The organism is Pseudomonas sp. S2_C03 (genome assembly GCF_054668405.1).
Map to the genome: position 1 here is coordinate 2,203,153 of NZ_CP162766.1, position 11,878 is coordinate 2,215,030.

The following is an 11,878-nucleotide window of genomic DNA, read 5'->3' on the forward strand; positions in this document are numbered from 1 at the left end:
AAACCGGGCCAGGTCAGGGCTTTGCGGTGGGTTTTCTTTCCAACGCTTGCGTCGGGCTGATCCAGACACTTTTCATCAAATTGCCATCCGGTTGTTGATCGGCAGACTCCACACCGATCACGCACAAGTAGTGCATGCCCGGTTCCCTCGTGATAGGTGCGTCGAGGACCACGTTGTCTGCACTGATCACGTCGCTGTAACGGCGAGGCGATCGGCAGTCTGCCGCATTTCGGGTGGTCTTGTAGCGATAGTACGGCGTGCTCACTGAGAACTCCGTGTTGATCACCGGGGCGGGACTGTTGGCCCGCCGGGGCAGTGTGATGTGTCGGGTGGGGAGATACTCAAGGTTCGCCATCGGGAACCTTGGGGCAGCGGTACAGGCGTTGTCGACGTCGGTGAACACACCCTTTTTGAAGCAGCCGGCCAGATACTCGGCCGGGTGGCCGTAGTGGGTATCGGCGAACCACTCGATTTTGCCATCGCGAGCCTCACACGGAGCATCACTGGCGCATTGATTCTCAATGGGCGCGCCACCGGTACTCGTCGATACGACGGCAAGTATCTGGCCACTTTGGCGGTCGAAGATGGGGCTTCCGGACGACCCCGGCAGCACCTGTTTGCAGCGGTTTTTCAATGCGCCGACATAGGCACGGTAGCCTTCCACCAAGTCCGCCGACGTGTACTGCTGGGCGCAGGCCGCCAGACGCAGTCCTGAATCGGGCAGGTGTTCCGGTGCGTTCACGATCAGTACATCCGTGGACGCTCGAGACCATTGTGAAGCAAGGCGTAATGGGGTTATTCCGTCGGCAATCAGAGTAGACAGTGGAACTTCAAGTTCATAAAGAGCGATATCGCTATTGCCATAGTCCTGCCATACGGCAGCCTTGATCGCGTAACTTTCAGAGGTGTTGTAAGTGTCGTTGAAGTAGTTGAATTTTACCGACTCTTTATAGTTACCTGAAGGTGGCGGGCCACTGACGCCCGGTATGCAATGCGCAGCGGTCAGCAAGTACGCCGGTCCCGTCGCGAGGTTGGCTTCGTCACGGGTGTCCAGCAAGCTCGCGGTGCAGGCGGGCGCTTCATTCAGGAACATTTTGCCCACGCCGTTCCAGTGTGTGTAGCGGTTATCGTTGTTCTTCAGCAGTACGGCGCCCGACTCATTGGCCAAGCCTTCGCCGAGGTCTTTGGCGTGAAGGGGCGTTGCCAGTACCAATATGGCGAAGAGTATAAATAAGTATTCTTTTTTCATGACCATTCCTTGGTGCTTGTAAGTTATTAAGTTTCACAACTAAATGCCATTGCAGTGCGGACAATAATGAGCTCAGTTGTTCGTTGCAAGTTTATATAAGGGGGAATGGTGTCAATGTTTTGCGGGGGTGTTATTGCAATTAAACGGTTGTAGTTGTCGAGCCCCATTGCGAGCATCCTGTTCGCGATGGGGCATGAGCCATCCTTTCAACGGCTCAAATTCAGGCGTTCATGCCACTGGGCTATGGATTCTTGCGGGTAGGCCTCGAATTGTTGGTCCTTGGGTTTAACCTCGACTTCGACCCAGGATGCTTTCGAGCCGAGCATCAAGTGCGTGTGTTCTGGCGGAACAGGCAGCGCCGTGTCGATGGCCGAGGCGAAGGGGTGAATCAGCTCCGGCCATTCGGGGCTGAACAGCCATAGGCCACTGCCGCACACGCTGCAGAAGTGCCGCTCGGCCGAACTGCTATGGGCGCGCTGGGCGCCCTCATCCTTGAGCCGGGCATGGTAGATCGCAATATGCTTGCGCCCGCGCACTTTGAGGCTGGTGGCGTCGCCTCCCAGGTTGATCGCATAGCCGCCACCACCCTGGGTCTTGCGACAGATCGAGCAATAGCAGCGCTGATACGGATAGGGATGGACGCAGCTCAGGCTGAATGAAACCGCGCCGCAGTGGCAGGAACCTTCAAGGCGCATGGCGTGCTCCTATTGAACGTTGTCGGGCGGGCTCAGTCCTCTTTACGAACGGTCGCTACCTCATCGGCCCTGACGCGCACTTTGGTACCGGAAATGTCTTCGAACTCGTAGAAACCGTCGGCGGTGTCGGTGTCGGGCATGTCCTCCGTCAGATACTGAGTACCGTTTTGCAGCGTCACCACCGTCGGCGTCGAGCAACCGGCCAATGCCAGGAACGTTGCGACCGCCAGGGGCAAACCCAGACTCTTGATGTTCATAACCACCTCTTCAATAAATGACGGCAACTTGCACCTCTATCGCGGTTGGTACTGCACAGAGCCGGAAAGTTCGCCAAATCACTAAAAAATCCATAAAGCCTGCGCCATTGATCCTTTTCCAATTGCAACGAGCACGCGGTTGCTGGTATCTGTACGCATAACCAGTACTTGCAGCCATGGCCCTGTTTTCCCGTGACCACCCACCCCCTCGATGACCCGTTCTATTACCTGAACAACTTCCTGCAAGTGCTTGATTGGCTTGATCAGCGTTATGCCGACGTGCTGAGTGTCGAGGAGCGGGCGTTCATTGGTGATTTCAACCGACTGCCCCGGCTTTCCCAGGCGTTGCTGGTACGGATGGTGATGCGCAAGGGGGCACATTTCCGGGAAAGCAAACTGCATTACCTCGAGATTGGCGACATTGCCGCCGCTGCCGAGCCATTGCTGGCCCTGGGCTGGATAGACGGTCGAGCACCGGTGACGCTCGCCACCCTGTTCGATGTGTTGCTGAAGGCGGAAATCGTCCAGTGTTTCGCCAATGCCCTCGAACCGCCCAAAGGCAGGAAGAGCGATTGGTTGGCGATCTTGAGCGAACAGTTTCCTGAACCCCTGGCGTTCGACCAGTGGTGTGCGCCATTGAATGACCGTTTGTTCAGCCTGACCATCATGGACCTGTGCGACCGACTGCGCCTGATGTTTTTCGGCAATCTTTATCAGGATTGGTCCGAATTCGTGTTGGCCGACCTCGGCATCTTCACCTATGAAAAGGTCGAGTTTTGCGCTGAATCCCGTGGCCTGCGCAGTCGTGAAGACGTGGATGCCTGCCTGTTCCTGCACCAGTGCCAGCAGGATTTCGAGGCCGGCGAGCCGGTGACGACCGTCGTCGAGCAGATCAATGGCCTTGTCTTGCACAACCCCTGGCTGGACAAGCGTCGCGCCAAGCTGTTATTCCAGATTGCCCAGCATTGCGAGCGCATGGCGGACTTCGCCAACGCGTTGGCCATCTACCGCGAATGTGCGTGGCCCGGCGCGCGGGGGCGGATGATCCGGGTGCTGGAGCGTTGCGGCGAGTACGCGTTGGCAATGGACCTGGCGATGCTTGCCCAACAGTCTCCGCAAAGCGCCGCCGAACAACAGCAATTGCTGCGCGTTTTGCCCAGGTTGCGCCGCAAGCTGGGCGGGCCACCGAACAAACGCCCGTCACCCAGGCAAATGCTGCGCCTGGACCTGCAATTACCCAGGACCGATCCCGAGCTGTCGGTGGAGTTTTACGTTCAGGCGCATCTGGCCCAGGATTCGGCGCCGGTGCACTACGTGGAAAACAGCCTGATCAACTCGCTGTTCGGCTTACTGTGCTGGCCCGCGATTTTCGCGCCACTGCCGGGGGCGTTTTTCCATCCGTTCCAGCGTGGGCCCGTGGATCTGCACCATGAAGATTTCCATGCGCGGCGGGCGGACCTGTTCCATTCCTGCCTGGCTGAACTTGACGACGGGCGCTATCGACAGACGATCCGCGAACGTTACGCGACCAAGTGGAACGTGCAGTCACCCTTTGTGTTCTGGGGCGCGCTCAGCGACGACCTGCTCGATCAGGCGCTCGAATGCCTGCCGGCCGAGCACCTGCGGCACTGGTTCAACCGGTTATTGGTCGATATCAAGGCCAACCGCGCCGGCATGCCGGACCTGATCCAGTTCTGGCCCCAGGACAAGACCTACCGCATGATCGAAGTCAAAGGTCCCGGCGATCGCCTTCAGGACAACCAGTTGCGCTGGCTGGAATTCTGCCATGAACACCAGATGCCCATTGCCGTCTGCTATGTGCAATGGGCGGAGCAGAGCGCTTGAGCTACAGCATCGCCGTGCGGGCGCTATGTGAGTTCACCGCCAAGGTCGGTGACCTCGACCTGCGTTTCACGCCTTCGCCGACCGCCCTGGAAGGTATCATCGGCCATCGTACGGTGGCCTCCCGGCGCAGTGATGGGTACCAGAACGAAGTTGCACTGGAAGGCCAGTACCAGACGTTGAAGGTCAGGGGCAGGGCGGACGGTTACGACCCGGCGCAGCACTGCCTGGAGGAAGTCAAAACCTATCGCGGCGACCTGAGCAAGCAACCCGCCAACCATCGGCAACTGCATTGGGCCCAGGCCAAGGTGTACGGCTGGCTGATGTGCCAGAAGCTGGCGTTGGCGCAGATCAATGTGGCGCTGGTGTACTTCGACATCGTCAGCGAGAAGGAAACCTGCCTGGTCGAGGCATTCAGCGCCGAGGAGCTCAAGCAGTTCTTCGAGCATCACTGCCGTTTATTCCTGCATTGGGCCGAGCAGGAAATGGCCCATCGTCAGGCGCGCAATGCTGCCGCGCAGCAAATGGCATTTCCGCACGCCGGGTTTCGTCCGGGGCAACGGCATTTGGCGGAATCGGTATTCAAGGCTGTCAGCACCGGCCAGTGCCTGATGGCCCAGGCGCCGACCGGTATCGGCAAGACCGTCGGCACCCTGTTCCCCATGCTCAAGGCGTTGGCGCCACAGCAGTTGGACAAGGTGTTCTTCCTGACGGCGAAAACCCCGGGGCGCAAACTGGCGCTCGATGCGGCGCAGGTCATTCTGGACGGTTGCACCCGGCCATCGCTGCGTGTTCTGGAGATGATCGCTCGAGACAAGGCCTGCGAGCACCCGGACAAGGCTTGCCACGGCGAATCCTGCCCGTTGGCGCAGGGCTTTTACGATCGTTTGCCGGCCGCGCGCCAGGCGGCCAGCGAATTGCGCCTGCTGGACCAGCGAGCCTTGCGCGAGGTGGCGTTGGAACACAACGTCTGTCCCTATTACCTGAGCCAGGAAATGGCGCGCTGGGCCGACGTGGTGATTGCCGACTACAACTACTACTTCGATTTCAGTGCGCTGCTGTTCGGGCTGGCCCACGCCAACCAGTGGAGAGTCGCCGCGTTGGTGGACGAAGCGCACAATCTGGTGGAGCGTGGGCGGCAGATGTACAGCGCCAGCCTTGACCAGGCGACACTCAACGGCGTGCGCAAGACTGCACCCGAACCGTTGAAGAAGTCCCTGCAACGGGTCAATCGCGAGTGGAACGCCCTGCATAGCCCTCAACTGGCGGCGTATCAGGCTTACGATAAACCACCGGAAAAACTGCTCCAGGCCTTGTTTTCCTGCGGCGCGAGCATCGGCGACTATCTCAATGACCACCCACAGGGCCTGGACAGCGCCTTGCAGAGCTTCTATTTCGACCTGCTGCAGTTCTGCCGGGTGGCTGAGCTGTTCGACGAGCAGTACCTGTTCGACATCAGCAAGCGCGACCTTGACCGCAAGCGGCCGCTGTCACAACTGTGCCTGCGCAACGTGGTGCCTGCCGGATTCATCCGCCCACGGCTGACGGCGGCACGCAGCACCGTGTTGTTTTCCGCGACCTTGAGCCCCAGGCATTACTACGCGGATCTGCTGGGCATGCCGGCCAATACGGTGTGGATCGACGTAGAGTCGCCATTTCATGCCGACCAGTTGCAAGTCCATATCGTCAGCCAGATATCCACGCGCTACGTGCATCGACAATCGTCCCTGGCGCCGATCGTGGACCTGATCGCCCGGCAGTTCGTGCAACGACCGGGAAACTACCTGGCGTTTTTCAGCAGCTTCGACTATCAGCAACAGGTGGCCCAGTTGCTGGCCGAAACGCATCCCTACATCAACATATGGTCGCAATCGCGAGGCATGGACGAAGGGCAGCGCCAAGCCTTCCTCGATCAGTTTACCGCTGACAGTCAGGGCGTCGGTTTTGCGGTGCTGGGCGGAGCATTTGGTGAGGGCATCGATTTGCCTGGCGCGCGATTGATCGGTGCTTTTATCGCCACTCTCGGGCTGGCCCAGTTCAACCCGGTCAACGAACAGCTCAAGCACCGTATGGCGGCGATTTTTGGCGCCGGCTACGATTACACCTACCTGTTTCCCGGTGTGCAAAAAGTGGTTCAGGCGGCGGGGCGGGTGATCCGTACCCAACAAGATCAGGGCGTAGTGATGTTGATCGATGACCGTTTTGGCGAAAGCAAGGTCAAACAGTTGCTGCCGCGCTGGTGGGCAGTGGGTGCTGACTCCGGCAAGGTGGTACAGGCTTGACTCTGCCACTGCCTGTTCAAGCACCCGTTTTCCTGCTTTTCAATTTTTCTGTTTATTCCATACTTCAACCAAACCATTCTGTCGTGAGCGTTTGATGAACGAAGATAGATCCAAGGCCAGCGTCATTGAGGACGGGCGTTTTCGCCTGTTGATCGATGCGGTAATCGACTATGCGATCTACATGCTTGATCCCGACGGCATCATCACCAGTTGGAACGCCGGTGCCCGGCGCTTCAAAGGCTATGACGAGCCCGAGATACTTGGCGAACACTTCTCGCGTTTTTACACCGAAGAAGACCGTTTGAAGGGGTTGCCGCAACGGGCGCTGGACACGGCGACCCGTGAAGGGCGCTTTGAAGGTGAGGGCTGGCGGGTGCGCAAGGATGGCTCGCGTTTCTGGTGTCACGTAGTGATTGACCCGATCCATGACCCCTCCGGCCGGCTTCTGGGGTTCGCCAAGATCACCCGCGACCTGACCGAGCGCAAGCTGGCCGAAGAAATTCTCAAGCAAAGCGAGCAACAGTTCCGGTTGCTGGTGCAAAGTGTCACCGACTATGCCATCTACATGCTCGATCCCCAGGGCCGTGTGACCAACTGGAACGCAGGTGCCCAGCGCATCAAGGGGTATTTACCCCAGGAAGTGATCGGCGAACACTTCTCGCTGTTCTACACACCGGAAGATCGCGATGCCGGCGAGCCGCAAAACACCCTGAGCATGGCCGTCAACGAAGGACGGTTCGAGAACAAGGGGTGGCGGGTGCGCAAGGACGGCACGCGGTTCATGGCACACGTGGTGGTCGACCCGATCTGGGGCGACACCGGCACATTGCTCGGTTTCGCCAAGATCACCCGGGACATCACCGAAGCAACACTCGCCCAGCAAACGCTCGAACAAACTCGGGAAGCGCTTTTCCAGGCGCAGAAGATGCAGGCCATTGGACAACTCAGCGGCGGTATCGCCCATGACTTCAACAACCTGTTGACCGTGATCCTTGGCAACCTGGAGATCGTACGCAAGCGCGTCGACGGTGATTCCAAGCTCACGCGCTTGCTGGATAACGCCACCCAGGGGGCCATGCGCGGCGTGTCGTTGACCCAACGCATGCTGGCATTCGCCAGGCGTCAGGAACTCAAGACCGAATCAGTGGAGATCCCCGCGCTGGTGGATGGCATCACCAGCCTGCTGCGCAGTTCCCTCGGCCCTTCAGTGTTGCTTGAAACTCGCTTTGCGGCACACGCCGAACCGGTCGTGGCCGACGTCAACCAGCTGGAGCTGGCCATCCTCAACCTGGTGACCAATGCCCGTGACGCCATGCCCCACGGAGGAAAGATCGTGATCAGCACGGCTTCGGCCAATGCAGCGGACCATCCGGGGCTTGCCCCTCTTTCGGGTGAGTTTGTCTGCCTGAGCATCAGTGATACCGGGGAGGGCATGGATGACGCGACCCTGGCGTTGGCGATGGACCCGTTTTTCACCACCAAGGGTGTCGGTAAAGGCACGGGCCTGGGGTTGTCGATGGTGCACGGTTACATCGAACAATTGGGTGGCCGCTTTATTCTCAAAAGCCGCAAGGACAAGGGCACCACGGCTGAGCTGTGGATCCCCGTGGCGACTCGGGGTGCGGTGGCCAAGGCCATTCAGAATCAAGCGACACCGGACGTCTCCCGGTTGTGCGTGCTGGTGGTGGACGATGACAGCCTGGTGTTGACCAGCACCTGCCTGCTGCTCGAGGACTTGGGGCATCGGGTGATCAGCGCGGCATCCGGGGCGCAGGCGTTAAAAGTATTCGGAAGCGAAACAGCGATTGATCTGGTGATCACAGACATGGCCATGCCGCAGATGAATGGTGCGCAGTTGGCGCAGTCGATTCGATCAATACGACCTGATGTACCGGTCATCCTCGCCACCGGTTACGCCGAACGGTTGGAAGGGGCTGCGGTGGAGCTGCCACGGCTCGCCAAGCCGTTCACGCAGCTCAATCTGGTGGAGATCATCGCCTCGACGCTATCCGACATCAGCGTGCGGGGTCGCCAGGGGCGCCAATGATCAGGCAGTCACTGGCTGATGGATGACCTCGCGTTTTCGGGTTGCTGGAATCGGCGGGAAGTTTTCATTCAGTACCCGCAGGTGTTCGATGGCTTCGGCGAACTTGAGGTCGGCTTTCCTGCGAAGTGTCAGATATTGGTCAAACAGTTCGCCATCCAGATCGCTTCCCTCCAGCATTGCAAAGGCTTCGCGACTCAACGCCTGCGCCTCTTCGAACATCTGTTGATTACGTTCCAGGGCAAACGCCCGGCAAGCCTTGATTTCATCGCGGGTTGAATCATCGCGGGTTGAATACTGGATCATGACCGGCACCTTGCTTTAAGGGGGATATAAGGTTTTGACCAGGCACGGACAAAAAGGATTGCAAGTTTATGAATCTGAAAACTTGATGAGTCCCTGCGGAAATGGGCAGAAATCAAATCAACCAACCCCGTCCTTGCGCCGTTCATACCAGGTCAATACCGGCTGGGTACTGAAACCATGGATGAGGATGCTCAAGGCAACAACCGACAAGGTGAGGTCAGTGCATACCTTGGCTACCGACGGGTCGAGCCCGTGGTTCAACGCATAGAACAGGTAATACAGGCTACCGATGCCCCGAATGCCAAACCAGCCGATCAACAGGCGTTGATGCCCGTTGAGCGAACCGCGCCAGGGCAGGGCGACGACACTCAATGGCCGAATCAGGCAAAACAGCGCCGCGCCGATCAGCAAAGCGCGCCAGTCCCAATGTGCGATCAGCACCACACCCAGCAGGGTCACCAGGAACACCTCCATGGCGCGCTCTACCAGACTGCCGAACGCGAGCATGTCGCCCATCATGATGCCAGCGGCGACCTGGGCGTCCTCCAGGCGCTGGGTATCACCATGCACCGCCTGTTGCGGCTCCACGTTCTGATGGCCGACCACTGGCTGGACCAAATGCTCGGCCGGGAGATCATCGTTGCCCGCGGAGTTGACCTCCACATGGCGCAAGCCCAGGCCGGCAGCGAACACCGACAAAAAGCCGTAGCCATGGATTGCCTCGGCCGCCACGTAGGCGAGGGCGATCAGGGCCAGGGCCAGATAGTCATTGGGTGAAAGGGTGCTGTCGTCGTTTTTGATGCGCAAGCTCAGCGTCACACGACCAATGCCGCGCCCCATCGCGTAACCGATCAGCAAACCGGCGGGAACCGCCCACACCACGCTCCCCAGAACCCAGTCACCGAAAAAGCCGGGCGCGGCGTCATTGCGCACCAACAACAGACCGAGAATCACGAAGGGGAAGGCGATGCCATCGTTGAGGCCGGCCTCTCCGGACAGGCCGAAACGAACGCTGTCGTCATCTCGTGCATCGTTGACCTGTACCAGCGCAGCGAGCACTGGATCTGTCGGCGCCAGGATCGAGCTGATCAACACCGAAACACCCCATGGCAGTTGCAACGCATAGTGCAGCGCCAGGCACGCGCAAGCGATCGTCAATACCATCACGGGGCCAGCGAGGCCGACGGCAACGCGCCAGTTTATGTGGCTGAACGGCTTGCGCAGTTTGAGGCCGCAGACAAACAACGAAAACAGCACTGCGACTTCTGTCAGATGCTCCATCCAGGTGGCGGCGTCGTTCATGTCCAACTGCAACAGGCCCAGTGAGGACGGACCGATGGCGATGCCCAGTACCAGGCACACTGCCGAGGTGGTCACAGGCATCCAGCGCAAATACGAGGACGTCAGCGCCAATGTCAGCAGCACCGCACCGAGCACCGCCACCCATGAAATGAAGTTCATGCTACCGGGCTCAACGATCAACCCACCGTCGCGCGTAGATACTCTGGTTGCAGGACGTTGAACCATACCAGGATCATTTCCACCAGGATGGTGACCAGGACCAGCAGGCCGACACCCCATACGCAGGCGGCATTGAGCAGTCCTTGTTCCTTGCGTTCATGCATGAAGGTGGGCATGCCGACGAACAACAGGAACGTCGAGTACACCGACGCGGCGCCGAGCACGATGATCGCCAGCCAACGGCTCGGGTACAAACCGGCGATGCCCGCGATAAAGAACGGCGTCACGGTGTACGCAGCGAATCCAATGCACTGGTTCAACGTCGGGCGCGCCTCGAATGCGCGCGACATCCAGCGAATAAACGCGCCCATCAGGGCCACACCGGCAACGATGGTGACGTAAAGCAACGCACACAATTGCAGGGCACTACTGCTACTGAGCCTGACCGTTTCATTCTCCGCCAGGCTCCACCCGACGTAGGTGGTGCCGATGAACAGGCACACCGCGGGGATCAGGGCGAGCAGTAGCAAATGCGCCAGATAATGACGCGGATGAGCTTCCTCTTCCTGGCGGATTTCGGTCCAGGCGTAGTTTGGCTGGGTAAACAGTTTGACGAGGGGTGCGGACATGACGACCTCCTGAGCGCGGACGGCCCGGCAAATGGGCTCTTAAGCAGTTGAGGGGCGGGGTTTGGCAGGAGTTCCGTTTTTCTCGTGAACCGATTGCCCCTGCGGGAGCAAGCCTGTTGAAAGCGCTCATCGCGAGCACGCTTGCTCCAGCAGGGGATCAGCGGACCTAGAGCATCGGCTTGCCGCCCGTAATGCCGTAGCGCTGACCGGTGATGTAGCTGGCTTCATCCGACGCCAGCAGCACATAGATCGGCGCCACTTCCACGGGTTGGCCCGGTCGTCCCAGTGGGGTTTGCCCGCCGAAGTTCTCGACTTCCTCATCCGGCATGGTCGAGACGATCAAAGGCGTCCAGATCGGGCCCGGCGCCACGCAATTGACCCGGATGTTTTTCTCGCCGAGCATCTGCGCCAGCCCGGCGGTGAAGTTGGCAATTGCGCCCTTGGTGGTGGCGTAAGGCAGCAGCGTCGGTTTGGGCATGTCCGAGTTGACCGAGCTGGTGTTGATGATCGAACTGCCCGGCTGCATATGGTTCAGCGCGGCTTGGCAAATGCGGAAAATGGCCGTGATGTTGACATCGAAGGTCATCACCCATTCCTCGTCGGGTATGTCTTCGAAGCGCTCATGGGTCATTTGGAACGCGGCGTTGTTAACCAGGATGTCGATGCGGCCGAACCGTTCGACGGTCTTGTCCACCAGCGCCTGGCACTGGGCTTTTTGCGCGATATCGCCCGGCAGCAGCAGGCTCTTTCGTTCGGCCTGTTCGACCCAACGCGCGGTTTCCTGCGCATCTTCGTGCTCATTAAGGTAGGCAATCGCAACGTCCGCGCCTTCACGGGCGAAAGCAATGGCGACCGCTCGGCCGATGCCGCTGTCGGCGCCGGTGATCAGGGCGATCTTGCCCTCCAGTCGGCCGGAGCCTTTGTAGCTCTGCTCGCCGCAATCGGGGTACGGATCCATCTGTTTCTGCGAGCCGGGGACGGGTTGGGCCTGTTTCTTGAAGGGTGGTTTTGGATAGTCGGTCATCGGAAAATTTCCGTTATCAAGGTTGAAGAGTCATAGGGTGGACCCGGCTCTTTAACGGTGAGTTCGGTTGGATTGATGACCTGCGCCTA

Annotated in this window: 10 protein-coding genes; 3 read left to right on the forward strand and 7 right to left on the reverse strand. The window is 59.3% G+C overall.

Annotation, left to right across the window (positions count from 1 at the left end; genetic code table 11):
- Positions 1 to 13 precede the first annotated feature (13 nt).
- The 3 genes from AB4N64_RS10040 to AB4N64_RS10050 all read right to left on the reverse strand — a co-directional run bounded on the left by AB4N64_RS10040 (position 14) and on the right by AB4N64_RS10050 (position 2,201).
- Positions 14 to 1,249: a trypsin-like serine peptidase gene (locus tag AB4N64_RS10040; RefSeq protein WP_460124899.1), complete on the reverse strand. Its 1,236-nt coding sequence runs from the start codon at positions 1,247 to 1,249 to the stop codon at positions 14 to 16.
- Between the two features lie 206 nt (positions 1,250 to 1,455).
- Positions 1,456 to 1,944 carry a GFA family protein gene (locus tag AB4N64_RS10045; protein WP_460124902.1) on the reverse strand — a complete coding sequence of 163 codons (489 nt, stop codon included), beginning with the start codon at positions 1,942 to 1,944 and terminating at the stop codon, positions 1,456 to 1,458.
- A 32-nt stretch (positions 1,945 to 1,976) separates the two neighbouring features.
- The gene (locus AB4N64_RS10050) at positions 1,977 to 2,201 is read right to left on the reverse strand and encodes a YgdI/YgdR family lipoprotein (RefSeq protein WP_460124905.1); all 225 of its coding nucleotides are present in this window, start codon (positions 2,199 to 2,201) and stop codon (positions 1,977 to 1,979) included.
- Between the two features lie 192 nt (positions 2,202 to 2,393).
- Here AB4N64_RS10050 and AB4N64_RS10055 point away from each other — a divergent pair, with 192 nt between their 5' ends.
- From AB4N64_RS10055 to AB4N64_RS10065, 3 genes are all read left to right on the forward strand, one after another.
- On the forward strand, positions 2,394 to 4,046 hold the full coding sequence (locus AB4N64_RS10055) for a VRR-NUC domain-containing protein (protein ID WP_460124908.1): 1,653 nt from the start codon (positions 2,394 to 2,396) through the stop codon (positions 4,044 to 4,046).
- On the forward strand, positions 4,043 to 6,325 hold the full coding sequence (locus AB4N64_RS10060) for an ATP-dependent DNA helicase (RefSeq protein WP_460124911.1): 2,283 nt from the start codon (positions 4,043 to 4,045) through the stop codon (positions 6,323 to 6,325). The genes AB4N64_RS10055 and AB4N64_RS10060 overlap by 4 nt, the downstream gene beginning before the upstream one ends.
- A 94-nt stretch (positions 6,326 to 6,419) precedes the next feature.
- Complete coding sequence (locus tag AB4N64_RS10065; RefSeq protein ID WP_460124914.1) at positions 6,420 to 8,372, forward strand: hybrid sensor histidine kinase/response regulator; 1,953 nt, start codon at positions 6,420 to 6,422, stop codon at positions 8,370 to 8,372.
- Here the strand turns inward: AB4N64_RS10065 and AB4N64_RS10070 are convergent, their stop codons facing one another.
- From AB4N64_RS10070 to AB4N64_RS10085, 4 genes are all read right to left on the reverse strand, one after another.
- Positions 8,373 to 8,675: a hypothetical protein gene (locus tag AB4N64_RS10070; RefSeq protein ID WP_460124917.1), complete on the reverse strand. Its 303-nt coding sequence runs from the start codon at positions 8,673 to 8,675 to the stop codon at positions 8,373 to 8,375. It abuts the gene before it with no gap.
- Between the two features lie 117 nt (positions 8,676 to 8,792).
- Positions 8,793 to 10,136, reverse strand: a complete 1,344-nt coding sequence (locus AB4N64_RS10075; protein ID WP_460124920.1) for a cation:proton antiporter — start codon at positions 10,134 to 10,136, stop codon at positions 8,793 to 8,795.
- A 17-nt stretch (positions 10,137 to 10,153) separates the two neighbouring features.
- Positions 10,154 to 10,765, reverse strand: a complete 612-nt coding sequence (locus tag AB4N64_RS10080) for a Yip1 family protein (protein WP_460124923.1) — start codon at positions 10,763 to 10,765, stop codon at positions 10,154 to 10,156.
- 166 nt (positions 10,766 to 10,931) lie between these two features.
- Complete coding sequence (locus AB4N64_RS10085; RefSeq protein WP_460124925.1) at positions 10,932 to 11,789, reverse strand: SDR family oxidoreductase; 858 nt, start codon at positions 11,787 to 11,789, stop codon at positions 10,932 to 10,934.
- Positions 11,790 to 11,878 lie beyond the last annotated feature (89 nt).